At 62.6% G+C, this 25,892-nt stretch carries 28 protein-coding genes and 1 tRNA gene; 21 read left to right on the plus strand and 8 right to left on the minus strand.

The genetic code is table 11. The annotated features are described in order from the left end of the window. Window positions 1-165: 165 nt before the first annotated feature. The 20 genes from EP30_RS05240 to EP30_RS05325 all read left to right on the plus strand — a co-directional run bounded on the left by EP30_RS05240 (window position 166) and on the right by EP30_RS05325 (window position 14,956). On the plus strand, window positions 166-513 hold the full coding sequence (locus EP30_RS05240; RefSeq protein ID WP_140556768.1) for an HNH endonuclease: 348 nt from the start codon (window positions 166-168) through the stop codon (window positions 511-513). A gap of 111 nt (window positions 514-624) precedes the next feature. Then, on the plus strand, window positions 625-1,041 hold the full coding sequence (locus tag EP30_RS05245; RefSeq protein ID WP_140556770.1) for a hypothetical protein: 417 nt from the start codon (window positions 625-627) through the stop codon (window positions 1,039-1,041). After that, a complete protein-coding gene (locus EP30_RS05250; protein WP_140556772.1) occupies window positions 1,019-2,458 on the plus strand; it encodes a terminase in 1,440 nt (479 codons plus the stop codon). The genes EP30_RS05245 and EP30_RS05250 overlap by 23 nt, the downstream gene beginning before the upstream one ends. Window position 2,459: 1 nt before the next feature. Beyond that, the gene (locus tag EP30_RS05255; protein WP_140556774.1) at window positions 2,460-3,971 is read left to right on the plus strand and encodes a phage portal protein; all 1,512 of its coding nucleotides are present in this window, start codon (window positions 2,460-2,462) and stop codon (window positions 3,969-3,971) included. Beyond that, window positions 3,886-5,628 carry a hypothetical protein gene (locus EP30_RS05260; protein WP_140556776.1) on the plus strand — a complete coding sequence of 581 codons (1,743 nt, stop codon included), beginning with the start codon at window positions 3,886-3,888 and terminating at the stop codon, window positions 5,626-5,628. The genes EP30_RS05255 and EP30_RS05260 overlap by 86 nt, the downstream gene beginning before the upstream one ends. Then, complete coding sequence (locus tag EP30_RS05265; protein WP_140556778.1) at window positions 5,625-5,879, plus strand: hypothetical protein; 255 nt, start codon at window positions 5,625-5,627, stop codon at window positions 5,877-5,879. The genes EP30_RS05260 and EP30_RS05265 overlap by 4 nt, the downstream gene beginning before the upstream one ends. 89 nt (window positions 5,880-5,968) lie before the next feature. Continuing rightward, window positions 5,969-6,448: a heavy metal transporter gene (locus EP30_RS05270; RefSeq protein WP_140556780.1), complete on the plus strand. Its 480-nt coding sequence runs from the start codon at window positions 5,969-5,971 to the stop codon at window positions 6,446-6,448. A gap of 48 nt (window positions 6,449-6,496) precedes the next feature. Beyond that, on the plus strand, window positions 6,497-7,378 hold the full coding sequence (locus EP30_RS05275) for a phage major capsid protein (protein ID WP_140556783.1): 882 nt from the start codon (window positions 6,497-6,499) through the stop codon (window positions 7,376-7,378). Beyond that, complete coding sequence (locus tag EP30_RS05280) at window positions 7,378-7,893, plus strand: hypothetical protein (protein WP_140556785.1); 516 nt, start codon at window positions 7,378-7,380, stop codon at window positions 7,891-7,893. The genes EP30_RS05275 and EP30_RS05280 overlap by 1 nt, the downstream gene beginning before the upstream one ends. 26 nt (window positions 7,894-7,919) lie before the next feature. After that, window positions 7,920-8,330, plus strand: a complete 411-nt coding sequence (locus EP30_RS05285; protein ID WP_140556787.1) for a Gp19/Gp15/Gp42 family protein — start codon at window positions 7,920-7,922, stop codon at window positions 8,328-8,330. A gap of 62 nt (window positions 8,331-8,392) precedes the next feature. Further along, window positions 8,393-8,656, plus strand: coding sequence for a hypothetical protein (locus EP30_RS05290; protein ID WP_140556789.1), 264 nt, complete (start codon window positions 8,393-8,395; stop codon window positions 8,654-8,656). Next, entirely contained in the window at window positions 8,653-8,892 is a 240-nt protein-coding gene (locus tag EP30_RS05295) for a hypothetical protein (RefSeq protein ID WP_140556791.1), read from the plus strand. The genes EP30_RS05290 and EP30_RS05295 overlap by 4 nt, the downstream gene beginning before the upstream one ends. Window positions 8,893-9,228: 336 nt before the next feature. Beyond that, entirely contained in the window at window positions 9,229-9,594 is a 366-nt protein-coding gene (locus tag EP30_RS05300; protein ID WP_140556793.1) for a hypothetical protein, read from the plus strand. A gap of 8 nt (window positions 9,595-9,602) precedes the next feature. Then, the gene (locus EP30_RS05305; protein WP_140556795.1) at window positions 9,603-10,295 is read left to right on the plus strand and encodes a hypothetical protein; all 693 of its coding nucleotides are present in this window, start codon (window positions 9,603-9,605) and stop codon (window positions 10,293-10,295) included. 104 nt (window positions 10,296-10,399) lie between these two features. Further along, entirely contained in the window at window positions 10,400-12,727 is a 2,328-nt protein-coding gene (locus EP30_RS05310) for a bifunctional DNA primase/polymerase (RefSeq protein ID WP_181160805.1), read from the plus strand. Continuing rightward, on the plus strand, window positions 12,720-13,136 hold the full coding sequence (locus tag EP30_RS10900; protein WP_181160806.1) for a hypothetical protein: 417 nt from the start codon (window positions 12,720-12,722) through the stop codon (window positions 13,134-13,136). The genes EP30_RS05310 and EP30_RS10900 overlap by 8 nt, the downstream gene beginning before the upstream one ends. A gap of 271 nt (window positions 13,137-13,407) precedes the next feature. Further along, window positions 13,408-13,542, plus strand: a complete 135-nt coding sequence (locus EP30_RS11100; RefSeq protein WP_258185377.1) for a hypothetical protein — start codon at window positions 13,408-13,410, stop codon at window positions 13,540-13,542. Then, the gene (locus tag EP30_RS11105; RefSeq protein WP_258185378.1) at window positions 13,535-13,666 is read left to right on the plus strand and encodes a hypothetical protein; all 132 of its coding nucleotides are present in this window, start codon (window positions 13,535-13,537) and stop codon (window positions 13,664-13,666) included. Before EP30_RS11100 ends, EP30_RS11105 begins: the two co-directional genes overlap by 8 nt. Further along, window positions 13,663-14,418: a hypothetical protein gene (locus EP30_RS11110; protein ID WP_258185379.1), complete on the plus strand. Its 756-nt coding sequence runs from the start codon at window positions 13,663-13,665 to the stop codon at window positions 14,416-14,418. The genes EP30_RS11105 and EP30_RS11110 overlap by 4 nt, the downstream gene beginning before the upstream one ends. 58 nt (window positions 14,419-14,476) lie before the next feature. Further along, complete coding sequence (locus EP30_RS05325; RefSeq protein ID WP_140556800.1) at window positions 14,477-14,956, plus strand: hypothetical protein; 480 nt, start codon at window positions 14,477-14,479, stop codon at window positions 14,954-14,956. A gap of 188 nt (window positions 14,957-15,144) precedes the next feature. On the opposite strand, the gene EP30_RS05330 is transcribed toward EP30_RS05325, so the two are convergent. From EP30_RS05330 to EP30_RS05340, 3 genes are all read right to left on the minus strand, one after another. Beyond that, a tRNA-Pro gene (locus EP30_RS05330) sits at window positions 15,145-15,221 on the minus strand. A gap of 537 nt (window positions 15,222-15,758) precedes the next feature. Continuing rightward, window positions 15,759-17,906 (minus strand): bifunctional cytidylate kinase/GTPase Der, encoded by a 2,148-nt coding sequence (der, locus tag EP30_RS05335; RefSeq protein WP_094664474.1) that lies wholly within the window; start codon window positions 17,904-17,906, stop codon window positions 15,759-15,761. Further along, window positions 17,903-18,685, minus strand: a complete 783-nt coding sequence (locus tag EP30_RS05340; protein WP_094664472.1) for a pseudouridine synthase — start codon at window positions 18,683-18,685, stop codon at window positions 17,903-17,905. The genes der and EP30_RS05340 overlap by 4 nt, the downstream gene beginning before the upstream one ends. Before the next feature lie 158 nt (window positions 18,686-18,843). Here EP30_RS05340 and EP30_RS05345 point away from each other — a divergent pair, with 158 nt between their 5' ends. Continuing rightward, window positions 18,844-19,974 carry an MIP/aquaporin family protein gene (locus tag EP30_RS05345; protein WP_140556802.1) on the plus strand — a complete coding sequence of 377 codons (1,131 nt, stop codon included), beginning with the start codon at window positions 18,844-18,846 and terminating at the stop codon, window positions 19,972-19,974. Window positions 19,975-20,156: 182 nt separating this feature from the next. On the opposite strand, the gene EP30_RS05350 is transcribed toward EP30_RS05345, so the two are convergent. The 5 genes from EP30_RS05350 to sucC are packed head-to-tail and all read right to left on the minus strand — an operon-like array spanning window position 20,157 to window position 25,824. Further along, on the minus strand, window positions 20,157-20,474 hold the full coding sequence (locus EP30_RS05350; protein WP_140556804.1) for a DUF3017 domain-containing protein: 318 nt from the start codon (window positions 20,472-20,474) through the stop codon (window positions 20,157-20,159). 22 nt (window positions 20,475-20,496) lie between these two features. Next, window positions 20,497-22,125 (minus strand): bifunctional phosphoribosylaminoimidazolecarboxamide formyltransferase/IMP cyclohydrolase, encoded by a 1,629-nt coding sequence (gene purH / locus EP30_RS05355; RefSeq protein ID WP_140556806.1) that lies wholly within the window; start codon window positions 22,123-22,125, stop codon window positions 20,497-20,499. Beyond that, window positions 22,125-23,714 (minus strand): DUF6350 family protein, encoded by a 1,590-nt coding sequence (locus tag EP30_RS05360; protein WP_140556808.1) that lies wholly within the window; start codon window positions 23,712-23,714, stop codon window positions 22,125-22,127. Before EP30_RS05360 ends, purH begins: the two co-directional genes overlap by 1 nt. Beyond that, on the minus strand, window positions 23,711-24,631 hold the full coding sequence (sucD, locus tag EP30_RS05365; RefSeq protein ID WP_140556810.1) for a succinate--CoA ligase subunit alpha: 921 nt from the start codon (window positions 24,629-24,631) through the stop codon (window positions 23,711-23,713). The genes EP30_RS05360 and sucD overlap by 4 nt, the downstream gene beginning before the upstream one ends. After that, window positions 24,628-25,824 (minus strand): ADP-forming succinate--CoA ligase subunit beta, encoded by a 1,197-nt coding sequence (gene sucC, locus EP30_RS05370; protein ID WP_140556812.1) that lies wholly within the window; start codon window positions 25,822-25,824, stop codon window positions 24,628-24,630. The genes sucD and sucC overlap by 4 nt, the downstream gene beginning before the upstream one ends. Between the last annotated feature and the right edge of the window lie 68 nt (window positions 25,825-25,892).

The following is a 25,892-nucleotide window of genomic DNA, read 5'->3' on the forward strand; positions in this document are numbered from 1 at the left end:
CGACGAGCAGGTTGCTCAGGGCGTCGATCGCGTTCCAGAAACCGTCCATGTCACCTCCTTTCCTGTGTTGTCCTTACATAAGTATCATACCTCAGCAATGGTAATTAATCAAGCCAAGACAACCGCGACACGCCAGTGATTCCAATGTTTTCCTCGAGGTTCGCAATGAGTAGACCCAACCCCCGCAATGCCAACGGGCATCGACGCCGGCAGATACAGGCGCGGGTGCTCGCCGCCTACGACACCTGCCACCTATGCGGCAGGCGCGTCGACAAGACCCTGCCCGCGGGGCTGCCGGGTTCTCCCGAGGTGGACGAGATCATACCCGTCTCACGTGGCGGCAGCCCGTACCAGTTCGCCAACTGCCGTCTTGCCCATCGATGGTGCAACCGCATCCGGTCGAACCACAGCGTCGCATGGGCAAGACAGGAGATCCGACGCGCCCTCGACCACGAGCCCTCGTCCGCAATCCGCCCGACAAGCATGCCGTTGACGACCAGCGGCGGCTGGTGACCCACGGGGAGGGACCCCCTCCACGGCCTCCGTGGCCGGTTCACGTGCAGGGCCGATTTCTCCCCGCGGTTTCCATCCGTGACATGTCACGGCAGACAGGAGGTGTCACGGATGCGCACATGCGCCCACTGCGGTAAGCCACTGCCCGTGAACATGCGTTCCACCGCCAAATACTGCGGAGCCACATGCCGGAAGGCCGCGCAACGCTCCCGGCAGGGCGGGGCCGGACCGTCCCGTCAGACGGTCAAGCCCCTGCCGAAGCGGGATGCGAAGCCGGGACCTCTGACGGGCCGTGAGTTCGAACGGATGATGGACGGCAAGCTGGAGGACGTGCTGCGCCGCAACCGCGACAGACTCCAGATCGCGCTCGACGACCCCGGAACGCCGGCCACCGCGCTGCCGGCCATCAGCCGACAGCTCATCGCGGTGTGCCGCGAGCTGGACGCCATGGGCGGCGGGGACCCGCTGCTCGACATCGAGGACGAACCCATGGAGGTGAGCGAGGATGCCGGAGCGTCGATTGTCTGAGATCGCCCAGGTACTCAAGCAGCCGACCGGCATCGTCTCCTCCGATTTCACCCGGCTCAACAAGGCCGCGTGCAGGGCGGGCATCCGGTACGACCTGTGGCAGCAGGGGCTGCTCTACCTGCTGCTCGCCCGGCGGCAGGATGGACGGTACGCGTGCGGCGAGGGCGGCACCGTGGTCTCCTCGTGCCGGCAGATCGGCAAGACGTTCACGCTCGGCACCGCCATGTTCCTGAAATGCATCCTCAAGCCCGGCCTGAAGGTCATCTGGACCGCGCACCACACGCGCACCTCGGACGAGACGTTCAACGACCTGTGCGACCTGGCGAAGAACAGGCTGCTCGCCCGCTACGTGGAACGCATCCGCCGCGCCAACGGCCAGCAGGAGATCACGTTCCGCAACGGCGGACGCATCATGTTCGGCGCCCGCGAGAACGGTTTCGGCCGAGGCCTGCACAGCGTTGACGTGGAGATCTTCGACGAGGCGCAGATCCTCACCGTCAAGGCGCTGGACAACATGCTGCCCGTCGTCAACACGAGCCCCGACCCGCTGGTGGTGTTCCTGGGAAACCCTCCCAAGCCCGGCGACCAGTCCGAGGTGTTCGAGGAGAAACGCAGGAACGCGCTCAACGGCGTGGACGGCATGGTGTACGTGGAGCTGGCGGCCGACCGTGACGCCGATCCCGACGACCGGGACCAGTGGGCGAAGGCCAATCCCTCGTACCCGAAACGCACCCCGGAATCCGCGATCCAGCGCATGCGCAACCTCATGGCCCCCGACAGCTTCCGACGGGAGGCCCTCGGCATCTGGGACGAATCGACCACCCGCAGGGCCATCAACCCCGAACAGTGGGCGCAGGCCGCCATCGACCCCGGCCGGGTGGACAAGACCGGACTGGTCGGCTACGCGCTCGACATGAGCCCCGACCGCTCCAGCCTCGCCATCGGCGGAGCCATCAAACACGCGGACGGCACCGTGCACATCGAGCTGCGCGCCTTCGAAAGCACCCAGTCCAAAGGCACCATGTGGGCGGTGGACCGGATCGTCGAGGCCTGGCCGCGCACCGCAAGCGTCGTCATCGACGGGCAAAGCCCCGCCATGAGCCTGCTGCCCGACCTGAATGCCCGGCACGTCAAGGTCATCGTCACGAACGCGTCCGACATGGGCCGCGCATGCGGACGCCTCCTCGACATGCTGCGCGACCGCAAGCTCACCCACCTGCCCGACAGCGAACAGCCCGCCCTCGCCACCGCGGTAATCAACGCCACCACCAGGAACATCGGCCAGTCGGGCGCGTTCGGCTGGAACAAGACCGGCTCGGACATCGACATCAGTCCCCTGGTCGCGTGCACGCTCGCCCTGTACGGCACCTTCATCACCAAACGAGACCCCAACCGAAGACAGGAGGTGATGGTCTGACATGACCGACCTTTCCATAGCCTCCGGAACCCCATACCTCAACACCGCAGGATCGCAGATCAGCCGCATCGCGGGCGTTCCCGACGACGACATGCGCGCCATCCGCCGACTGTTGAAGGTATGGCGCGACCACTACGCGCGCAATCTCCTGCGCAGCGCGTTCTACGACGGCAGGCAACGGTTCAACAACCTCGGCATCAGCATCCCCAACGTCGTGGCGGCCAAGGCCGGAGTCGTGGTCGGCTGGCCGCAGAAAAGCGTGCGCGCCCTGGCTGACAAGAGCGTGTTCGAAGGCTTCGAGACGCCGGACGGCGATCCGAACGGCATCACGAGCATCGTGTCGGACAACGCACTGACCGACACGATGGGCGAGGCGATCATCAGCTGCTACAAGCACTCCTGCTCGTTCCTGACCATCGACTACGACCCCGACGACCCGTCGGGCGAACGCATCCTCGTCACCCCGCGTTCGGCGGACTGGTCGGCCGCGATCTGGGACAACACGCGCCACCGGATCGCCGCCGCCCTGACCATCACCGACAACGACCAGTACGGGAACATGACCGCGTTCAACGCATGGCTGCCCGGACGCAACTACGCATGCCGGCACGATACGGGCGGCTGGAGCGCGGAACGCCAGGACAACCGCCTCGACCGTGTCAGCGTGGTGCCCATCGTCTACGACCGTGGAGACCGTCCGTTCGGTCACAGCCGCATCAACCGCACGCTCATGAACCTGACCGACATGGCCATGCGCACCATGATCCGCATGGAGGCGTCCGCCGAGTTCTACAGCGTGCCCAAGATCTGGTTCCTCGGCCTCAACCGGAACGCGTTCAGCCAGGACACGTGGAGCAGCCTCGTGTCCAGCATCAACGCGGTCAGCCGCGACGAGAACGACAACATCCCCGAACTCAGGCAGGTCACCCAGGCGAGCATGCAGCCGCACGGCGACATGCTCGAGACCATCGCCATGCTCGCCAGCGCCGAGACCGGCATCCCCGCCGAACAGCTCGGCATCCGCCTGACCAACCCCACCAGCGCCGAGGCCCTGGCCGCGGCCGAGGACCAGCTGACCCGGATCGCGGACCGGCAGAACCGCGCGTTCGGCGTCCAGCTCATGACCGCGATGAGCATGGCCGTCCAACTGCGCGACAACACGCCCGACCCGCCCGACCTGACCGGCATCCGCCCCCTGTGGGCTCCCACCCGCGTCGTGTCCGAGGCGGCACGCGCCGACTACTACACGAAGGTCGCCGGAGCCAACCCCGCGTGGGCCGACTCCGACGTGGGCCTAAGCAAACTCGGCCTGAACGCCGACGAACTCAAAAGCTTCCGCGCATGGCAGCAGCGCCAGCGCGCACAGGAGCAGATCGACCGGCTCAAACAGCAGACACTACCCCAGCGGACGCAGGAGGTGACGGCGGATGGCGACGATGAACGATCTGCCGGCCAGCCCGGATCTGAAGCGGCTGCTGGAACAGGCGCAACGGGACTATCAGGACAATCTTGATAACCTGACCGACGCGGCCACCGACGCGATCGAAACCGCGGTCACCCGCGGCGACATCGACCTTCAGGAGCTCGTCCAGGACTATGCGCGCGAGGCCAGTCAGATGGCCAACGACTACTACCAGCGGCTGCGCCTCCTCTGGGCCGAATCCGGGAACGTCGAAATGCCGGACCACGTGTCGGAGCCGCTGGACCCGGACCGAGCGCTATGGGATCTGCAGGGCGGGTTCAACAACACCGACTACGCGGGCCTCACCTACCAGCAGGTCAAGGAGGGCAGGGCGCGCAGCGGTGTGACCATGGCCGACCTGTGGCCCGACCTGTCGAACGTGGACGACGCGCAGCAGTTCATCGCCGACATGATCGCCACCAGCGGCAGGCTCACCATGCGGCAGAACATCCAGGCCGACCCCACCCGACCGCGGTGGGCCCGCGTGTGCGGTGGTGCGAGGCCCTGCGCGTTCTGCGTCATGCTCGCCTCCCGCGGATTCGCCTACACGAGCGAGGAGACCGCGTCCCTCGGAGGAAGCTTCCACGACGGTCATTGCCGGTGCACGGTCGTACCAAGCTGGGGCAGGGACGAGCAGCTGCTCGCCAAACAGGCCCAGTGGAAGAGCATGTACGCCCAGGCCAAGGAGTCGGCCAAGGCCGCCGGAGACAGTACAGGCGTCAAGGAGATAGCGTCGTGGCTGCGCTACAATTTCCCCGACCTGCTCAAGGACGGTGTCGTGTTCGCCCCTGACATGCGCATCCCCCGAGGCAGTGAATTCGCCCGGCAGCTCGGAAGCCGGCATACGCTGCGCATGAACCAGCTGCTCAAACAAGCCGCCAAGAACGGGCACGAGAACACCGTGAAACTCTGGGCCAAATACGCTGGAGACTACCGGATACACAACCCGAACTGTGCTGACGCATACTTCCTGCAATCGGACGGTGGAATCTCGATCAACCTGCCATCCATCGGGAATGCGTCGAGCATCTCCACCCCATATCAGGTCATGTTTCACGAGTCGTCCCATATGCTTGACTGGCTGCTCAACGACAGATCCGGCGAACTCTATTCAGAACTGACGTTCAGTTGGTCGGAGCCCGATAAATTCGGGAAGGCTCTATGGGATGACTACAGCAACCTGAAAAAAGGTGTGGAACGGGAACTGAAAGATGGCTGGCGAGTCAGTTTCAAGGAGATTGAAGAGGCCGAAGCATATCTGAAAAAATACCATCGACTCCCCTCGAAGACCATAAGCAAGATGATCAAAGTGGGCAATATCAAGATGGAGCTAAAAGACCTCATTGGGAGCGGGCACACATCCTTACTCCGTGCTGGACTACTGCTGTGGAGGACTGAGATTGAAAAACAGGAACCGACCGCAGCGGATGTTGCAAAAAGCATACGAAATAAGGTCCATGACGCCATTCCAAAACGTAACGCAGCGGATTTGGATGATATGATCCAGGCTTGGTCACCGGACTACCATGGTTATGCAGGCCATTGGGATCTTGACTATTGGGATAAATCATCCAGACCAAATGAAGCGTTTGCCGAGATGATGTCAGCCCAGATCGCCAATCCTGAATCATGGAAACATATACAGCGCTGGTTCCCGGAATCAGCTAAAATGTTTACAGAAATGGTGAAGGAGGCGATGGCCAGATGACAGTTGCTGCAACAAGCGCCCCTATCGCAATGAGATATCTGTGGGACGGTGATTTTGACAGTTTCGTCAATGACGAGTCCGCCACCGTGGAAGATCTGCTGGATTGCTATTCCGACCTTTTTGAACAGCCGTTCTTCAATATTGAGGCTCAGGGGCCGTTCGTTACCGACAACGAGCTGCGACGATGGGTAGCATGGTGTCTCTTCTACGGCAGGCCTCGTGACGAGTATCCGCTCGCCAATCAGGATTAGCCCATAACCGTTTTTTCTGTTCATGACCACCCGCACGGGTGGTTTTTTTATGCCCGAAACGGGCCCCATATTAACCATCAGGAGGAATCATGGCCGAGGAAGCCACCACCAGCACCGACCAGTCGCAGGACGTGTCCGAGCCGCACGGCGAAGCGCAGCAGACCGACTGGGAGGCGAAGTACCGCGAGGCCGTCTCGCATTCGCGCAAGTGGGAGCAGCGCGCGAAGGACAACAGCGCGGCCGCCGTCGAACTGGAGAAGCTCAAGGAATCAAGCCTGAGCGAAGCGGAGAAGACCGCGAAGCGCCTCAAGGAGCTCGAGACCGAGAACACGGCCATGAAAGCGGAGAGGCAGCATGCCGAATGGGCGGCGCAGGTGTCGAAGGACACCGGCGTGCCCGTGGAGCTGCTGCACGGCGACAGCCTCGAGGCCATGAGCGAGTACGCGAAGAAGCTCGACCAGTGGGCTCATCCCAAGCCCAAGGGCATGCCCAACCAGGGCGGCAAGCCGGCCCATCCCGCCAAGGGCCAGGAGACCCGCGACTTCGTCAACCGCATGTTCTCCGACTGACATCCTCCACTACAACCATCACAACCGATTCTGAAAGGAAACCCAATCATGGCAATGACACTCGAAAAACTGCCCCTGCCCAGGGAGCTCGCCACCGCGGTGGTCAACAAGGCCAAGGACACCAGCACCATCGCCGCGCTCAGCCCGTCCAGCCCGATGATCTTCACCGACAAGGACTTCCTCATGTTCAACGGCAAGAGCGAGGCCGAGGTCGTGGCCGAGGGCCAGTCCAAGGGCAGCTACGAGCAGGACACCACCACCGTGAGCGCGAAACGCTTCAAGGTGCAGACCACCACGCGCGTCACCAACGAGCTCCAGTGGGCCGACGAGGACAACCGCACCCAGATCATCGAGGCGATCCAGCTCGACCAGGCCGCCGCCATCGGCCGCGCCCTCGACTACGTGATCTACCACGCCGTCAACCCCAAGGACGGCGAGACGCTCACCGGCTACGACGCCCTGACCGCGCAGGCGAAGGCCGTGACCGCAGGCGACGACGAGATCGCGAACGTGGACGCGCTGGCCGACGCGCTCAACCAGACGTACGACGTCAACGGCGTCGCCCTGTCGCGCACGTGGGCGTCCCGCCTGCGCAAGGTGCGCGTCCCCTCCACAGGCATGCGCTTCTACCCGGAGATCCCGCTCAACCTGCAGGCCGGCTCTCTGGACGGCATCACCGCCGCCACGTCCGGCACCGTCAACGGCACCAAGGCCAAGACCCCCACCGGAGTGCTCGCCCTCATGGGCGATTTCAGCCTGATCAAGTGGGGCATGGTGCGCGACATGTTCGCCACCATGATCCCCTACGGTGACCCGGACCACGCGGGCACCGACCTGCAGAACGTGAACATGGTCGCCTACCGCACCGAGGCCGTGTTCGCGTACGCGGTCCTCGACCCCAACGGCTTCGCCGTGCTCAAGGAGGCGTGATGTCCTTCCCCGTGCAGAACCTCATCGTGCAGAAACGCACCGCGAAGCGCAAGGCCGGCCCCCTGGACGCGCCGGTCGCCCTGTACAACCCCGACGGCACCCCGTTCACGGGCTCCGGCTCCACGAGCCTCGCGGATGGGGCCGTGACCGGCGCGAAGATCGCGGCGAAGGCGGTGACCCGTGACAAGATCGCGGACGGTGTGCTGCCTGCCGCGGCGTCCACGAGCACCGCCGGGCTGGTGAAGAAGAGCGCGGCGGTGTCCACGCTCGCTTCCAACGCCACGCTCGAACAGGTCGTCGCCGCGTACAACGATCTCGTGGCCAAGGGCAAGGCCGCGGGTTTTTTTATCGTAGCCGACCCGTCCGAGCCGCAACGCATCGAGACGGAGCCCGGATCCCTGACCCTGCGCGTGGGCGGGACGGCCACGCTCTCCTGCAGGGTCCTGCCGGACACGGCCCCGCAGGACGTCGCCGTCACCGTCGAACACGACGGCATCGTCTCGGTCTCCGGCTGACCCGGACCGTGGAAAGGAGCCATGCCATGGACGATGAAACCGGCGTGTACCCGGATGGCAGCGTGTTCGCGTACGTGGACACGCTCGAGGCCGGCTGGCACACGCTGACCGACGAGGAGCGCGCAAGGGCGGGAGTCCTGCTGGCTCGCGCGTCGCGCATCATCCGCGCCGACTGCCCCGGATGGAGCCGGGCCGAGGCCGAGAACCCCGGCCTGTGCTCGGACATCTGCTGCGAGATGGTCAAACGCGCCATGCTCCCCGGCACGGGGGACATCCCCGCCGGCATCACGCAGATGAACAGGACCACCGGACCGTTCACGGACGGCTACTCGTTCGCGAACCCGACGGGAGGCCTGTACCTGTACGACACGGAGAAACGACGGCTCGGCAACGGCGTCCAGACCGCGTTCTCCATACCGATGGCAGGCGCGGCGTGAACGGGCGGGAACAGGCTGTGTTCACCAGACGGCCCGTCACGATGGCACACGGCAGGCGTGTCGTGGGAGATCCCGTCGAACTGGGCGTGATGAGCATGCTGGTCGCGCCAGGCACGTACGAGCGGCAGACCGACACCGGGCGCACGGTGACCGCATCCGGATACGACCTGTACCTGCGCGGCACGCCCCCGTTCCCCGTGCGCGTCGGCGACACCGTCCACGTCCGCGGGGAGACCCTGACCATCATCAACACGCCCGAGGAATGGCGGCGCGGCGACCAGTATGTCGGAGTCCAGTACCACGCGGAAAGGAGCCTTGACGCATGAAACCCGGCAGACTCGTGCTCAACCGTTCGACGGTGTCTAGGGAGCTGCTGCACAACGCGACGATCCTCGACAACGTCGAAACGCAGTTCCGCGGGATGGCCACGGCGCACCCGTCCATCGAGGTGTACCGCAACGAGAACGAAAACCGAGGCAACGTCGTCGCCACCATCCCGCAGGCGGTCGAGGACAAGCATCGAGGCATGCTGGCCGGCATGCCGGGAAGGCTGACGCTATGACCCCATCGCTCATCGGCGTCGACCCGTCCGACATGATCCTCGACGGGCTCGCGGACGCGTTCCCCGGCATCGCGTTCGGCTGGGACATGCCAGCCGGGCAGCGCAGGAAAACATTCCTGACGCTGGACCCGGGATCCATGCCCACGCCGGTCTCCCAGTACATGACCCTGACCCTCAGCTGCTACGCGCCCCAGGCCGACGGCACCGCCGACATGCAGGCCGCGTCCGGCATGTTCCGCGACTGTGCGCGCTGGCTGATCGCCCACCGCACGACCGGCCCGCTCATCGACGCGTCCCAGCCTCTACGGCATCGGCCTGACACGCGAGGAGGAACGGGTGGAGCACATGTGCATCTACTTCCTGCCCCGCAACGGCCTGACCCTCGCGGACGCGCTGCCCGTGCAGATGCGCTTCGACCCCAAGCCCGGCATGTGGGCGCTCACCCGCGCGCAATTGCTGGTCACGTTCATGGACCTCATCGAGCAATCCGACGGCGCGGACGTACGCGACGCGTGGATCCGCACGCTGCCCAAGTCCACCGGCCACTGCTTCGATTGCGGCACATGGGCCAACGACCGAGGTCCCGTCATCCCGGAGACCGCCAAGCCGCGGACCGAGGTGCCGGAACGGTGGACGCGCCTCACGCCGTTGCTCGAAGCCCGATACCCGCATTCAGAGAACACCGAACAACACAACAGTTAGGAGAACCCATGTTCGCAGCACAACAACCCGCCGCCACCCCCGGCTTCGGCGGCACGGAGCCGCTGCCGTCACTCGCGCAGGTCATGTCCGGCGGCACGCCGTCCGCCATCGGCAAGGACGATCCCATCGGCACCACGGCCTCGGGCATCGTCAGGAACATCGAAGCGCAGCAGCAGCACGACATCGACACCGGCGCCCCGAAGTTCTTCGACAACGGGCAGCCTATGATGCAGATCGTCGTGCACATCGCCACCGACCAGCGCGACCCCATGATCCCCGGTGACGACGGCATGCGCGCCGTGTACGTCAAGGGCAAGAACATCGGGACTTTGCGTAACGCCAGCCGCAGGGTCGCGCGCGACATGCCCCACATCGGCGACCGGTTCACCGTCACCTATAGCGGCAACGGCGAAGCCAAGAAACGCGGCTGGAACCCGCCCAAGCTCTACAGCTACGAGCTCCAGCCTAATGCCGCCCAGCTCGACCAGGCCATGCAGGAGCCCGCGCCCGCCGCGCCGCAGCAGCAGCCACCGTTCCCGCAGCAGACGGCGCAGCAGCCCGTGTTCCAGCCGTCCGCGCCGCAGGTGGACGAACGGCAGATCCGCCAGCTCGCCGCCACCGGACGCAGCGCCTCGGAGATCGCCAGATTCCTCGGCCTGACCATCGCACAGGTCGAAAACGCCCTCGAACCCGAGTTCTAACCCCCTCGGCCCGAGCCGTAGCCAAGCGGCCACCGCGCATGCGACAGACGCGGCGGGCACTCGCAGACACAATCCACTACCGCCCAACGAAGGGAGGCAGACCAGTGAACGTTCCCTACACGCACCAGTGTTCGGTCATCCCGAACGGGCCCAGCCACGTGGCCCGCGTGCTCATGGGCATGCGCGTGACCGAGGACGACTGGAAGCACACGTTCTTCGACCGTCTCGGCCGAAGCGTCACGGTGCCGCGCAACGAGATGAACAACAACCGCGAATACTTCGACGACGGGTATGCGAAGGCGCTGTGGGACTTCCGCAACGGCAGCATGCTGCTCGGCGAGGACGGGCGCACCATCTACGTGCGCGACGTGGACGACACCGGCCGCAACCGCCTGCTGGACTCGTGGCACGCGATCGGCTCGATCGAGGACGAATACCATGTCAAGGGATCCGGCAAGGTGTACCTGCCATGGAACACCCAGATGCGCGTCGAATGCTCGAAACTGCCGGGCCGGGTGCGTCACGGGGTCAAGTTCGCGAACCTCGCGTTCTACCGGATCGACGGGCGCGTGCGTCGCGTCACACCCGACCAGCCGTTGTTCAACGACCCGTTCGAGGTGAGCCTGTCCGAGGACTACGACGACGGGCTGGTGGCCGAGGCCGGCCGGTTCCTCAGGTTCGTGACCGCCGACGAACACTCCGCCCAGAACTTGGGCCGCATGTTCGCCACGCCCTTGCTGGAGGCGTACAAGCATTTGTTCTACGTGCTCTACGGTGGCGGCGGCAACGGCAAGGGCATCCTCTTGGGTGCGTTGAACAGGTCGTTCCCCGGACTATCCACGGCGGTGAACGCGAAGACCCTGTTGGGTGGTGCGAAGGGCGCGGGCGGGTTCGCGACCGATCAGGAGATGCTCAAACTCATCGGAGCCCTGTGGGCGTATGACGAGGACGCTGACATCATCACCTTGGAACAGGCCACGCTCTTGAAGAAGATCGGTACCGGCGACATGATGGCCGCCCGACGCATCCAGGAGAACACGGTCAGCTTCCGCAACAAGGCCACGTTCATCATCGCGTCGAACAATCCCGTCATCATGGCCAACACCGAGGCATTGAAACGCCGCCGCGTGTTCGTCCGCATGCGCGACAACCGCGCCGAGGCGGAGTTCAGGGAACTGCTGGCCTTCCGTGCCGAGCATGGGGCCGTGCCGTTCCTCATGGCATCCTGCCGCCTGTGGGAGCGCAGCGACAAGCCATGGGATGACGTGGCCATCGGATCGGGCGACGACCTGTCGGAGCATGAGCAGTGGATCGTGGACCAGATCATCGTGCAGGGGTACGCGGTCAGCGGCGACAACCCCTACTACGCGTCGTCGGCCACACACCGCAACTCCGTGACCAAGCTCGGCCTCGAATCCACGTGCAAACGCGTCGAAGGCAAGGTCGCGCGCGTGCTCGTCGTCGCCGACGAGAAGATCTTCGCCGTGTACCGGGCCAAGAGCGAACACGACATCAACCAGGCCGTCAACGAGACCATACCGGACCCGCCGCAACCCATCGAGGGCGATATGACGGTCACGCCCGGCGAGGCCGGCTACCCGGTCAACTACGCCACCGTCACGGACGGCAAGAAGTCCTACGACTGGCAGAAGGCGAAGGACCTGCCCGCCGGCTCCACGCGCACGCCCACCGGCAATGCGTACGCGGTCATCCCCGCGGCCGGCATGGCGGTCATCGACCTCGACGTCGCCAAGGACAAGAACGGACGCGTGCTCGCGGACGCGCCCACGGGCTGGGACGTGTTCAACCGTGAGATCGGCCCATACGGCGGCAGCGCGTTCCCACGCACCTACCTCGTATCCACACCCACCGGCGAACGCCACGGGCTGACCAGCGTGCACGCCTACTACCTCATCCCCGACGAGCTCAAAGGCAAACTCAAGAACGGCGTACACCTGACCGGCAAGCCGGTGGACATCCGATGCGAGGGCAAGGGCTACGTCATCGGCGCAGGCAGCGTGTTGGACGACGGCGGACGGTACCGGCTGCTCGACCTTCCCGACGGGAAGCCGCCCCTCATGCCGCCCGTCATGGTCGCGTGGCTCAGAGAGCACGGCTACGTGGACGGCGCCATTCCCGCGACGATGCAGCCGGACGGGGCGCGGCCGGTGATGATGCGCACCCGTTACCGGTCCACGCGCATGGCCGGCAAGAGCGTCAGGAACGAGCCCGACATGACCCCGGTCGCGCCCGGCTCGCGCAACGACACGCTGCACCGGTGGGCGTACGGACGGCTCGCCAATCACCCCGACAACGCCGCCCGGATCCGCGACGACCTCTACCAGCGCGGCCACGCCAGCGGACTACAGGACACGGAGCTGGAGACCATATGGCGCAGCGTCACCCGACAACTGGGAGACCGTCATGCCTAGACGCAAACCCGCATGGCTCACACACCTGTGCACCGGCCGGCTGAAAGCCAGACGATGCGCCGGCTGCCGGGAGTGGGTGGCCGTGGACGAGCAGGGGCCCGTATGGGAGACATACGATCCCGGCGTGCTCGACGCGAAGGACCTCACCACCGCGATCATCCTCGAACGGCCGTTCACCCGCATCCACCAGCACACCGCCGGACTGCTCACCCTGCAGAACCCGTGCGGCGCGCGCGGCATCAGCCCGGACGGCCAATACCTCGCCGTCCATGAATGCCACCGCACGCCCATCAGCCTCAAACCATTCACACCGATCACAAGGAAACCGGCCCCGCGCTGGGATCCCGGCATCCATTTGTCGGACGAGGACGTCCGATTGTTCACCGAACTCTGGAGACGACCCTTATGAGCATCATCCACCCCACACACGACCCCGACCCCGCGTCGTCCGTCTGCCGGAGACCACGCACCACCGGCTGCGCCGCACGTATCCCGCGGCCATCCAGTTCCTGCGTCAGCCGGCGGCCGTCAGCGGGTTCGGCACCGCGGCCGGCACCACGCGCGAATGCACGTGCGGATACAAGACCCGCAGCACCCGACAGTTCCTTGCCCATCTCGAAGAGAAAGCCACCCTCATGCCCGTAGCCTCGTACCAGTCACCCCGGCCCGCACGACCGTCGATGACGCACCGCCTCGTGGACACCGCCAAACAGGGCACAGTGTTCATCTGCTCGTGCGGCCACGACTACACGTCACTGGGCCTCATGCAGGAACACGTCCGCTACGCCGACAAGACGGAGGCCGACCATGCATGAACAACACCAGATCATCACCGAATACTCCAGCACGGGATTCCGCTGGTGGTGCTCATGCGGCTGGAACACCGACGACCGACAGCAACTCCACCAGCACCCCGGCGTGAAGGCGGCACGACCATGACCCGGTACTGTGCGAACAGGGACGGCAACCATGCGGGAGAGCTCAACGTGTGCGCTCCCTGCGCCAGACGGTTCCGTGAAGCGCTCGCCTCGATCGCGGTAGACACACCCGCACTGCTGCTGATCGCCAACCGTCAGGCCGGCACCGGCGACAACGACCACACCGGCGTGCGCAGCAGGTCGGCGCACGCGCCGCTGCTGCTGCGCGAGCAGGCGTGGGAACTGCACTGCCGGGCGGAGCAGCTGGTGCGGCTCGCGGCGCTGCAATGCGGATGCCCGCCCGCCGTCCGACGCACCGCCGGCATACCGGAGCTCGCACACGGCATCCTCAAAGACGACAAGCCGCTGTTCGCCGCGCCGGACGCCCGTTTATGGTGGCGTGACATCGTTGACATGGCCGGCAAGGTCAACCGTGCCGTGGATCCGCCACAGACGCGGGTGGCGTTCGGCGCATGCCCGTTCTGCCAGAACGGCGTCGTCTGGGGCGCGCCGCGCGCCCACATGGGCGAATGCCGCTCCTGCGGCGCCGAGGTGAACCGCACCTACGTTGCCGACCGGCTGCTCGACCAGCTCGCCAAGTCGGAGAAGAAGGGCACGCCCAAGCAACTGAGCGACCAATGCGCGAAGGCCGGCATACGACTGCCAGCCGCAACCATCCGCACATGGATCCACCAAAAACGCCTCACACCCTACCAGAACGGCCATGTCACCCTGCGCGACATCGTGCCATTGCTGCGTCGAAGAGCCGACTGACAACGGCAAGACGGCCCCTCCCTCCAAGATGGGAGAGCGGGGCCGTACCATGTTGGGTATGGAGGAAGCGAAACAGCGGCAGCGTGGCAAGCTGTTCACATGGTGCCTGATCGCCAACGTCGTGGACGAACACGAGGTCGGCCAGGACCACCACATCGAACACGGCACGAAGATCTTCAGCCCCGGCACGAAGGTGTACGTGGCAGACTATTGGTCTTCGAGCCCATTGGAGCATGGCGGCGTGCTGTACGTCATCGGCAAGGCCCGCAAGCAATGGCGTCTCGTCGCGGCGTATATCGCTCGCGACCGGCTGACGAACTTCCGCGCCAAGCAAGTGTTCGACCCGAAGGCGCTGCGTCGCATGGCGCAGGACGAGGGGCAGAACCGTGTGCGGCCGGGTCAGTTCGTCCGATGGTGGGGCAAGGATGATGAAGCCCGCAGACGGGTCGAGAAGGAAGCCGCCTACTACAACCAGGACATCTACTCGGTACGGCGACGCGAGTGGGAAGAGGCCAGACACGGTATGGAGAAGTTGTGAAAAGTCGTCTTGGAAGAGCCGGGAAAGTCGCCGGGCGACCGCTTGAAAATGGCTTGATTTGAGGCGTGTCGCATGGTCGTCGTGTCTGGTCGTGTCCGAAAATCGTGTCTGAATCGTGTCTGGAGGGCCAAAAGAGGGGGTTCGTACGATAACAAAAAAGCCCGAAATCGTTGAAATTCCGGGCTTTCTGGTCGGACCAGCGGGATTTGAACCCGCGACCCCTTGACCCCCAGTCAAGTGCGCTACCAAACTGCGCTATGGTCCGATTGACTGATTATTCACGTCGTGTCTGAGCGGGAAAAACAACGTAGGTAATTCCGTCATCGTGTCTAATCGTGTCTGTCTTAAATTATCCGCTTTTCAGCGTAGGCCCTTAGCCCTACTGGTAGCTGACATCCGGTCAGGTGTCACTCAGTATGACTGAGTAACCCCTTGACCCCCAGTCAAGTGCGCTACCAAACTGCGCTACGGTCCGATGTCGCCGTGGCAACGAGAAGATAATTTAGCACAGCATTTCCGATAGTGCCAAATCGAGTGTTGCTCTCGGAGTGTTGCAAGGAATCGCAACGTTTTTGCGGTTCCTTCGTTCGTGGTCGCGGTTCTTATGCGAGATCGAAATGCGGTTCGGAGACGTCAATTGCCATGCATGTATCTATCGTTAGCGATGGCCGCTGGGCATAATCACCGCATCGTCACGCACGGCATGCTCTCATATGACATTACGGGGGTACTCGTATGGAATACCCCCGTAATGTCATATGGCATGCAGCGTCCGGCCTGATGATCGTCTGCTGCTGGCTTACTACTTGCGGCGCTTCTTTTCTCTGATCTTTACGGAGATCTGGATCGGCGATCCTTCGAATCCGAATTCCTCGCGCAGACTACGCTCGATGTAACGACGGTAGCCGTGCTCTAGGAACCCGGTGGCGAAGATCACGAAACGAGGCGGACGGTTTGACGCCTGGGTGGCGAAGAGAATGCGAGGCTGCTTACCACCACGCAACGGGTGCGGGTGGGCGGCCTGCAGCTGTCCGAGGAACGAGTTGAGCTTGCCGGTGGGGATGCGCTTGTCCCAGGATTCCAGAGCGGTGCGCATCGCCCTGGCCAGACGGTTGGTGTGCCATCCGGTCTTGGCGGACAGGTTGACGCGCTGTGCCCAGGTGACACGATCAAATTCCGTGGCCCAGAGACGTTCAACGCGCTGGCGTCCGAAATCATCGAGTGCGTCCCACTTGTTGAACACGAGCACGACGGCTCGTCCGGCGTCCACGGCCTGACTCATCACCTTGAGATCCTGATCGGAGATTGGCTGAGAGACATCGAACAGCACCAGAGCCAGTTCGGAACGTTCCAAAGCAGCCTGCGTGCGGAGCGTCGAATAATATTCGGCACCCGACAGCTTGTGCAGGCGACGCTTGATGCCTGCCGTATCGATGAACAGCCAATCCTCGCCATCCACGGACACGATCTCATCGACCGGGTCACGGGTGGTGCCGGCAAGATCATTGACCACGGCGCGTTCTTCACCGGCCAGACGGTTCAGCAGCGACGATTTGCCAACGTTCGGTCGGCCCACCAGCGCCACGCGACGCAGATGGGATGGAGTAAGCATGCCGGAGGTCTTCTCGGCCTTCTTCAGCTTGTCCAAAGCGGCATCAAGCAGATCACCAACTCCCCTGCCGTGCATGGCGGAAACCGAATACGGCTCCCCCATGCCCAGCTTCCAGAAATCAGCGGCGAGATATTCGTCGGACTGCGTATCGACCTTATTGACGGCCAGCGTCACTGGCTTGCCGGACTTGCGCAGCATCCGTACGATACGCTCGTCGCTGGCGGTCATGCCGACCAGACCATCCACCACCAGCACCACGGCATCGGCCATTTGCACGGCTATCTCCGCCTGATTAGCGATCGAGGATTCAATACCCTCGACGTCTGCCTCCCAGCCACCAGTGTCGACCAGTTTGAAATTCGTGCCCGCCCATTCCGCGTCATAGCTGACACGGTCACGCGTCACGCCCGGAGTATCCTCCACCACGGCGGCACGGCGACCGAGAATACGGTTGACCAGCGTGGACTTGCCCACATTCGGACGTCCCACCACGGCGAGCACGCCGACGGCCTTGGGACCGGGTTCACTGGTCCCCTCCTGGAAGGCCCCGCTGAGCAGCCGCTCATCCTCGGCATCAAGCTCATAGTCGGCAAGATTCGCGGCGTAACTCTCATACGCCTGTGCCTCCATGGCCTCTTCCACCAGATTGACGAGCACGTCCAGCGTCTCGCCGAAATCCATATCGGAATTGTCGACTGTAGTCACGCCATCGGCGGCGGTCAGAAAGTTGGTGACCTTGGAATCAGCGCGATCCCTGGCAGCCACGTCATCGGAACCCACGGTACCATTCTCGGACCGTTCCGACTGGGCTGACTGTGCGGCACGACGCTGAGCACGAACCTCCTCGCGGGCCGTCAGCAACACACGAACTTCAGCATCGGGAGCAACCACCGTGGTGATGTCACGTCCCTCAGCCACGATCCCAGCACCATTCGAGAACGAATCCGGATTCTCCTCACCGGCGATGAACGCGCGCTGGGCCGCGATCAGCAAACGCCGGACGGAGGGGATTGAAGACACCGCCGAAACATGCGAGGACACTTCCGTGGAACGAATCTCCTCGGCGATGCTCTCCCCATCGGACAGTACGTCAGGATCGTCGGGATCCACGGAAATATCGAAATGGTCTTCGGTGAAGAACCGACCGACCGTAGCGGTGATAAGATCCGCGTCCGGCTGCTCGGCATCCAGATTCACTCCCTGATGCAAACACCACCATGTCGCGGCACGATACATGGCTCCGGTATCGAGATACGCGAACCCGAAATACTTGGCCAGCGCCTTGGACGTGGATGACTTGCCCACACCGGCGGGACCGTCGATCGCAACGCGAATCACAGGCCGACCTCCTTCTCCAGAGACTTCACCTCGGTGGGTGACAGCACACGATACGAGCCGGGCTTGAGCTCGCCAAGCTTGATCGGACCGATCTGCGTGCGGATCAGCCGGCGGACCGGGAATCCGATCGAGCCGAAAATACGGCGGACAATGCGGTTGCGACCCGAATGCAGCACCACACGAACCATAGTGAACTCACGGTTCTGATCCAGAATCGAGCACTTGTCAAGCTTGACCCAACCATCGTCAAGCTTGACGCCGGTACGGACCAGACGACGGCAGACGTTACCGCCAAGACGTCCCTCCACGGTGGCGATATAGGTCTTCGCCACCTCATACTTGGGGTGCATGACGTGCTGCGACAGCTCGCCGTCATTGGTCATCAGGATCAGACCTTCGGAATCGTAATCGAGCCTGCCCATATGGAACACACGCTCATACTTGTCCCCAATGATGTCACGCAGCGTCCAACGACCCTTCGGATCGCTCATCGTGGACAGCACACGCTTGGGCTTGTTCAGCGCAAGCGTCACATGATGATCATCAATGTGAATACGGGATCCGTCAACCAGGATCTTCTGGCGCTTCGGATTGACACGGGTTCCCAACTCGGTCACCAGCTCACCGTCGACCTCCACACGGCCTTCGGTAATGATCTCCTCGCACTTGCGGCGAGAACCAAACCCCGCTTGGGCAAGGACCTTCTGCAGGCGAATATTCTCAGCGTCCCGATCGGAACGTTCGGATGATTTCTTGGAGGATGAATACTGTTCTGGCATCGTTCTCCCAACGTGGCCTTTCATAATATGCAAATCTGCTTCTACTCACTGCTATTTTCACAGATGATTCTCAGGAAATCACAGTGATCTCATTCTATCGGTATGCCTGAACCACTGGTAGCATATGAGACGTTTTGTCAGACTATCAAAGGATTCATATGTCACAGACATCCACGTCGGCATACACACAATCGGCGGTGGTGGACGCCGAGGATGCAACGACCGAACAGCCCATTCCCAATAACGGCCAGTCCTCTGCACCGGCCGAATCCCTCATCATTCGAGCGCTCGCCGAATTCGCCGGCAGCTTCTTCATCTGTTTTGTCATTTACGCCGTAAGCACATATGGCACGGTGTTGTATGGCATCAATATCCTTCTCATCGCAGCTGTGGTCGGCGTGGCATATGCCGCGGCCACGGCCGTGTTCTCACGGTTCTCCGGGGCGCACTTCAACCCTGCCATCACGTTGGCGGCAGCACTGACGTCACGAATCTCCTGGCTGGACGCACTGCTGTACCTCGTGGCACAGGTCCTGGGCGGCATTGCAGCCGGTGCCGTCGTCGTCGCCATTCTGCCCACCAGCGAGAGCGTCGCCGCCAAGGCGTGGCTCACCTATGCGGTCAACGGCTTCGACACCACATCCCTGTCGTATCTGTCGAACAGCACGTTGCAGCAGACCGGTCTGAGCTTCGATTCCAATATGGCCATTGCCGTGGAAGTGGTCATGAGCCTGCTGGTGGTCGCCGCGGCCATCGTGACGTTGAATCAGGATGGCTCGCCGCTTCCCAATCACACGCGTGCCGTGGGACTTGCCTATGGTGTTGCTGCGGCCGTCACCTATCCCATCACCGGGGCGGGTCTCAATCCGGCTCGTTCCACCGGCATCGCACTGTTCGCGCAGGGCAAGGATCTGACGGTCGAGCCGCTGAGCCAGCTGTGGCTGTTCTGGATCTGCCCGCTGCTGGCTGGCGCCGTTGTCGCGTTGGTCATGCTGCTGAGCTCCACGCTCACCGATATGATTGCGAAGAATGCAGCGGCCAAGGCGGCAGTCGTCGCTGATACCACTGAAAGCGCTTCGGAAGAGTCCGAGACTGATGACTTGGATGATGCGTCCCAGTTTGCCGAAACCGAGACCGTCGAAGCAGAACCTGCCGAGAACGGCGAGAATGATGGGAATGAACTCCGTGGCAATGCGCCGGTGCCAGCGGTGACGGATGCCGCCGCTCATGAGACGGAACCTGTTGCAGGCGATTCCGGTGCCGACGGCACCGAACGGAACCCCCGTTAGCACGCCAGTTAGCGATTTGTCCCTAGATTGCTAACCGTCAGTCAGCAGAAAGGCCCCTCTAATTACCCCCACACCTCCGATCATTGCAGCTGAATCATTGCAGTAATCGGAGGTGCGAGCCGGTAATTAGAGGGGCCTTCCCTGTTTAGCCGTTGTCCGTCCCGTATGGATGTCGCTGGACATCACCACAACATGATGGCCGCCCAAGCCATCACCAATCCGATGCCCAGGGCAAAACCGAAGAAAGCATCGAATCCGACCGATCGAATCTTCCAGGGGCTTCGCTCCCGTAGCGTCAGCCGTATGGCCGCACACACGATTGATGTGATGGAGATGACCAGTGTGGCCCCCAACAGATGGCCAAAAGCGGCCAGTATTGCGGAGACCACGACGAGGGCCGCCACCCCCCATTCGAAGGGTGGCTTTCCCTCATGGGCTTCAGACACATACGGATGTGACTCGGACCGCTGTCCGGGATCTTTGCGTGGTGTCGTCGTCATGCGCCGATATGGTCCGTCACGATCAGTGGAAGAAATGACGGGTACCGGTGAGATACATGGTGACTCCAGCCTTCTTCGCGGCTTCGATCACCTCTTCGTCACGGATGGAACCACCGGGCTGCACGATTGCCTTGACGCCGGCCTTGATGAGGATCTCGGCACCGTCCGCGAACGGGAAGAACGCATCGGAAGCCGCCACCGAACCGTTGGTACGATTCGCGCCATCCGCCAGCGTGTTGGCGCGTTCCACGGCGAGATTGCAGGAATCGACGCGGTTGACCTGGCCCATGCCGATACCGACGGTGGCCTGATCGTGAGCCACCAGAATGGCATTGGACTTGACGCAACGAATGGCACGCCATGCGAAAACCAGATCCTTGAGGGTCTCAGCGTCGGCAGGCTCGCCGGAAACCAGCTTCCAGGCGTCGGGATCGTCGCCCACGGCGTTGATGAGATCCGTGGACTGCACCAGCAGACCGCCGTCGATCTGACGGATCTGACGCTTGGCCTTCGGCGGCTCGGCAACCTTGAGGATACGCAGGTTCTTCTTCTTGGTCTGCAACAGCTCGAGGGCTTCGGGCTCGTAATCGGGCGCGACGATGACCTCGGTGAAGATCGGACGGACACTTTCCGCCATCTCCAGGGTCACGGTGGAATTGGCGGCGATCACGCCACCGTAGGCGCTCATCGGATCGCAGGCATGGGCCTTCTTGTGCGCCTCTGCCACGGTCTTGCCCAGAGCGAGACCGCAGGGATTGTTGTGCTTCACCACGGCGACGGCGATCTGCGGGGCAAAATCCCAGACGGCACGCCAGGCGGCGTCGGCATCCACGTAGTTGTTGTAGCTCATCGGCTTGCCGCCCAGCTGTTCGGCATGGGCAAAGCCGTTGCGGTTCAGCGGATCGAGGTACAGCGCGGCCTGCTGGTGGGGGTTCTCGCCGTAACGAAGCACGTGGGTGCGATCCCAGGTTTCGGTGAACGTGGCGGGGAACAGCTTCTCGTCGATCTGCGGTTCGACGTCATCCTCGCTCTTGACGAAGGAAGCCGGCTTCGGCCACTGCTTGGATGCCCATTCGATGATGGTGGCGTCATAGGCCGCAGTATGAGCAAAGGCCTTGGCCGCCAGATAGCGACGCTCCTCCAGAGTGAAGCCGGTTCCGTTCTCCACGCGTTCCGCGACGAGTGCGTAATCGTTGGGGTCCGTGACAATGGCCACGGTGGCGCTGTTCTTGGCCGCACCACGGACCATCGACGGGCCTCCGATATCGATCTTCTCGATGGTGTCCGCCTCATTGGCACCTGAGCGAACGGTGTCAGCGAAGGGATACAGGTTCACGACCACAAGATCGAACGGCTTGATGCCCAGCTCGGCGAGCTGGCTCACATGCTCGGGGTTGGTCATGTCGGCGAGAATGCCGGCATGAATGTGAGGATCAAGCGTCTTTACACGGCCATCGAGGCTTTCGGGGAATCCGGTGACCTTCTCGACGGGCGTGACGTTCACTCCGAGTTCCGCAAGCTTCTTGGCGGTGGAACCCGTGGATACGACCTCGGTGCCGGCGGCCACAAAGGCCTTGGCCAGCACTTCGATGCCGTCCTTATGGAACACGGACACCAATGCACGTTTGATGGGACGCGCGTTGTTTGACATTACCTGTCCTCCTTAATTGTCGGATTGACGGATTCCGCCGAGGAAACGGTGCGGAAAGTCCTGACCCCCACTGTAGAGGTAGCGGAGGATTGAGCAGTTGCATGGCCGTCGCTGGAGACGGTGCGGGATGTCCGGCCATCGTGATTTCCGCTGGCCGTGTTGCGATCGTTCATGTGTTCTGATGAATCGCCTGTGGAAGCGGACGGAACGGAGCCGTTGTCATGGTCCATTGCCGTTGACAAGGACTCGGAGTCTCCGGAATTGACGGTTCTGGCAGAACGCTTGTCATCGGGGGTGTTCTCATGTCGGTTGCGAGCGGTCGTGGACAGTCTCGTGAAGGCATATCGCGCCGCCGATATGATCAGACCGAACACCCACGCGGATAGGAACCCCAACGCGGTTGGACGGGCAAGCGCCTGCGTTGATGTGGCGATATCCACACCGACATGGGCCAGACGGTCATATCCGAGAGAGCCGTTTGCCATGGTGAAGATAACGGGAAGCAGTACACTGAGCAGCACACATGCCAGACAGAACGCGATTGCCGGAGGAACGAACAGGCGCATAGTCTGCCATGAAACGAATCCGTGCGAGTCGTCATTACGGGAATCACCGTTACTGGTCTCACGGGGATCTTGACCGCTATTTCGTTCCAGTACGTTGAATCGTTTCGCGGAGAATACCTGCCAGATGCCCAGAATCAACGACAATGCAAACGGGATGGCCATGAGTGTGATTCTCGCCCACGGAAGAGCGATCGCTTCCGGAAACAGTGCGAATACCGGTATCGTCGGGAGTGACTGCGCCTGACCGTTCCATAACGAGAACGTGGCGATGGAACCGATGGAGAATCCTCCTCCGGACACCCAGGACAGTGCCCAGACCATGAATGTCGGCAACCAGATCAGACTTGCGATCGTGGTCATGACCGCTGATCCCGTCGCCATGCCCATGTCATGGAACAGTCGGTGCATGGCCTGATGGTTGAGGGCGACCCATGTGATCACGGTAATGCCCGCCATCAGCATGAAGCAGGTGAAGAGAATGCCAGTCAGACGCAACGCCTCACGTAGCGCCATGAGTACGGGAGACGGGAGAACCGAGATGTTGTCCAACCTGATGCGCTTGACCAGATTGGTGCGGGGAATCAACGCCCATAGATATCCGATGGCGTATATGGCACCGGTCTTCAGCAGGATGACGGGCATGGAATCGATGAGGACCATCTGGACGGTCGCCGCCATCCATGCGTGCATAGCCACCCATAACGCCAAACCGGTAAGCAGCCCAGGCCATGAGCTTCCCAGCCGTGATGCCGCGGAACGGATCAGAACGATCAGCAGGATCGTCAATCCCCATGGAATCAGCGTGAGATGAATCGTTTCGAATTCAAGTCCGACGCCCTGAGACAGCAGTATCACCGATTCGGTGAAATTCATGGTGTAGTCGGTAACGCCCTGACCGCCTTCCTCCATGGAGATGATCAGCAGCATCAGGGCGTTGAAGCAGGCCAATGCTATGGCATATAGGGCAAGGGAGAGGGCGGATACGCCCAGTCCCCTGACGAAATCCTTGGGATTCAGCCTCATGCGATATTGTTGGCAGCCAGAATCTCGTGCATGATTTCAGCGGTCTGACCAGGAGTACGGCCAACACGGATGCCTACGGCTTCCAGTGCTTCCTTCTTCTCCTTCGCAGTGCCCTTGCCTCCGGAAACGATGGCACCGGCATGGCCCATCTGCTTGCCTTCCGGCGCGGTGAAACCGGCGATGTATGCCACCAGCGGTTTGGTCATGTGGTCCTTGGCCCATTCGGCGACTTCCTGTTCGGCGCTGCCGCCGATCTCGCCGATCATCACCACGGCCTTGGTGTTGGGATCGGCATTGAACTCCTGCACGGCTTCCAGAAGGGTGGTGCCTACGATCGGATCTCCACCGGCTCCCAGAGCGGCGGTGAAGCCGACATCGGAGAGTTCGCCCATGAGCTGATAGGTCAGGGTGCCTGACTTGGACACCAGACCGAGCGGTCCGCGCGGCACGATCCCATCCGGAATGATGCCGAGATTCACGCCATGCGGATCATCGCCGGTGCCGAAGGTGGCCAGACCAGGGCAGTTGGGCCCGATGATGCGCACGCCCTTTTCTCGGGCAAGAGCCACGAAATAAGCGGTGTCGGCGACGGGAATGCCCTCGGTGATGACTACGATCAGCTCGATGCCGGCCTCAACGGCTTCGACGACCGCTCCCTTGGCGAAACGCGGGGGAACGAACACCACACTGGCCTTGGCACCGGTGGTCTCTCGCGCTTCGGCGCATGTGCCGAACACCGGGATCTCGACCTGTTCTCCGTCCACGGTGAACGGCACCGTGGTTCCCGCCTTGCGCGGATTGACACCGCCGACGATGCGGGTTCCGGCGGTCAGCATACGGGCAGTATGCGTCATGCCCTGATGTCCGGTCATGCCCTGAACGATGACGGGGGCTCCATCTTCGATAAACAGTGTCATCGTGCATCTCCCTTGCTGTTCGCTGCGAGTTCGGCCGCCTTCGATGCGGCCTGTTCCATGGTCTTGGCCACGAGAATATGCGGATTGTTCGCCGTGGCGAGGATCCGCAGGCCCTCCGTGGCCTTGTTGCCGTCGAATCGCACCACGATCGGTCGGATGCTGTTGAGGGAGGAGATGGCTTCAAGAATGCCGTTGGCCACTTCCTCGCATGAGGTGATGCCGCCGTACACGTTGATGAATACGGATTGGACCTTCGGATCCTCCAGAACGATCTCAAGGCTCTCCGCCATGACTGCCGCGGAGGCTCCGCCGCCGATGTCGAGGAAGTTGGCGGGCTTGACCCCACTGCCCTGGCTTTCGCCTGCTCCTGCCACGGCGTCGAGCGAGCTCATGACAAGTCCCGCACCGTTGCCGATGATGCCGACCTGACCGTCGAGATGCACGTAGTGCAGTCCAAGCGCGCGCGCCTGATTCTCCAGAGGGTCGCCGGCGTTCGGATCCACAAAGCGCTTCCATCCGTCATGACGGAACGCTGCGTTGTCATCGAGGGAGATCTTGGCGTCCAAGGCGCACAGGGACTTCGAGGATTCGTCTTCGGGATCGCCGATCTTCGCCAGCGGGTTGATCTCCACCAGCGTGGCGTCCGTGTCGCGGAACGCCTTCCACATGTTCAGCAGGATCGCGGCGGCCTGATCCCCATCGGCATGGTAGAAGCCGATCTGTTCTGCCATGCGCTTTGCCGCGGCGAGATCGAAGTCCTCCAGCGGCTCGATATGCAGGCGCTTGACGGATTCGGGATGCGCCTTGGCGATTTCCTCGACCTCAGTGCCGCCGTTCGCGGTGGCGAGCACATCGTAGTCGCGCGAGGTGCGGTCCACGGAAATCGAGACATAGTATTCGTGGAGGATGTTCTTGGCTTCGGCGACCAGAACGCCGTTGACCTTATGTCCATGAATGGTCATGGGGAACAGCTGCTCCGACAGCAGAATGGCTTCCTCGAGGTTGTGGGCGATCTTGACTCCGCCGGCCTGGCCACGGTGGCCGATCTTCACCTGGGCTTTGATCACGCAGGGGAAGCCAATCGTTTTCGTCGCTTCGGCCACGTCGTGGGAGTTCTGCGCAAAGATCGCGCGGGGCGTGGGAATATCAGCCTCTTCGAGCAGCTCTCGCGCTTGGTATTCGTAAAGGTCCATGGGATGACCTCGTATTTCCTTTCGTCTCTGATGAGAGTAACCGGCTTGCCGAAACCGGAATCCCTGTG

Source organism: Bifidobacterium sp. UTCIF-39, from assembly GCF_006408715.1.
In the GTDB taxonomy this organism is placed as follows: domain Bacteria; phylum Actinomycetota; class Actinomycetes; order Actinomycetales; family Bifidobacteriaceae; genus Galliscardovia; species Galliscardovia tissieri.

Bases quoted from the DNA above. Each gene is read 5' to 3' on its own strand.
- EP30_RS10900 (WP_181160806.1), top strand. From the start codon at position 12,720: ATGCCTAGACGCAAACCCGCATGGCTCACACACCTGTGCACCGGCCGG.
- EP30_RS05255 (WP_140556774.1), top strand. From the start codon at position 2,460: ATGACCGACCTTTCCATAGCCTCCGGAACCCCATACCTCAACACCGCA.
- purH (WP_140556806.1), bottom strand. From the start codon at position 22,125: ATGTCAAACAACGCGCGTCCCATCAAACGTGCATTGGTGTCCGTGTTC.
- EP30_RS05360 (WP_140556808.1), bottom strand. From the start codon at position 23,714: ATGAGGCTGAATCCCAAGGATTTCGTCAGGGGACTGGGCGTATCCGCC.
- EP30_RS05245 (WP_140556770.1), top strand. From the start codon at position 625: ATGCGCACATGCGCCCACTGCGGTAAGCCACTGCCCGTGAACATGCGT.
- EP30_RS05340 (WP_094664472.1), bottom strand. From the start codon at position 18,685: ATGCCAGAACAGTATTCATCCTCCAAGAAATCATCCGAACGTTCCGAT.
- EP30_RS11105 (WP_258185378.1), top strand. From the start codon at position 13,535: ATGCATGAACAACACCAGATCATCACCGAATACTCCAGCACGGGATTC.
- EP30_RS11100 (WP_258185377.1), top strand. From the start codon at position 13,408: ATGACGCACCGCCTCGTGGACACCGCCAAACAGGGCACAGTGTTCATC.
- EP30_RS05325 (WP_140556800.1), top strand. From the start codon at position 14,477: ATGGAGGAAGCGAAACAGCGGCAGCGTGGCAAGCTGTTCACATGGTGC.
- EP30_RS05275 (WP_140556783.1), top strand. From the start codon at position 6,497: ATGGCAATGACACTCGAAAAACTGCCCCTGCCCAGGGAGCTCGCCACC.
- EP30_RS05260 (WP_140556776.1), top strand. From the start codon at position 3,886: ATGGCGACGATGAACGATCTGCCGGCCAGCCCGGATCTGAAGCGGCTG.
- EP30_RS05285 (WP_140556787.1), top strand. From the start codon at position 7,920: ATGGACGATGAAACCGGCGTGTACCCGGATGGCAGCGTGTTCGCGTAC.
- EP30_RS05265 (WP_140556778.1), top strand. From the start codon at position 5,625: ATGACAGTTGCTGCAACAAGCGCCCCTATCGCAATGAGATATCTGTGG.
- EP30_RS05305 (WP_140556795.1), top strand. From the start codon at position 9,603: ATGTTCGCAGCACAACAACCCGCCGCCACCCCCGGCTTCGGCGGCACG.
- EP30_RS05270 (WP_140556780.1), top strand. From the start codon at position 5,969: ATGGCCGAGGAAGCCACCACCAGCACCGACCAGTCGCAGGACGTGTCC.
- sucD (WP_140556810.1), bottom strand. From the start codon at position 24,631: ATGACACTGTTTATCGAAGATGGAGCCCCCGTCATCGTTCAGGGCATG.
- EP30_RS05250 (WP_140556772.1), top strand. From the start codon at position 1,019: ATGCCGGAGCGTCGATTGTCTGAGATCGCCCAGGTACTCAAGCAGCCG.
- EP30_RS05350 (WP_140556804.1), bottom strand. From the start codon at position 20,474: ATGACGACGACACCACGCAAAGATCCCGGACAGCGGTCCGAGTCACAT.
- EP30_RS05240 (WP_140556768.1), top strand. From the start codon at position 166: ATGAGTAGACCCAACCCCCGCAATGCCAACGGGCATCGACGCCGGCAG.
- EP30_RS05345 (WP_140556802.1), top strand. From the start codon at position 18,844: ATGTCACAGACATCCACGTCGGCATACACACAATCGGCGGTGGTGGAC.
- EP30_RS05280 (WP_140556785.1), top strand. From the start codon at position 7,378: ATGTCCTTCCCCGTGCAGAACCTCATCGTGCAGAAACGCACCGCGAAG.
- EP30_RS11110 (WP_258185379.1), top strand. From the start codon at position 13,663: ATGACCCGGTACTGTGCGAACAGGGACGGCAACCATGCGGGAGAGCTC.
- sucC (WP_140556812.1), bottom strand. From the start codon at position 25,824: ATGGACCTTTACGAATACCAAGCGCGAGAGCTGCTCGAAGAGGCTGAT.
- EP30_RS05295 (WP_140556791.1), top strand. From the start codon at position 8,653: ATGAAACCCGGCAGACTCGTGCTCAACCGTTCGACGGTGTCTAGGGAG.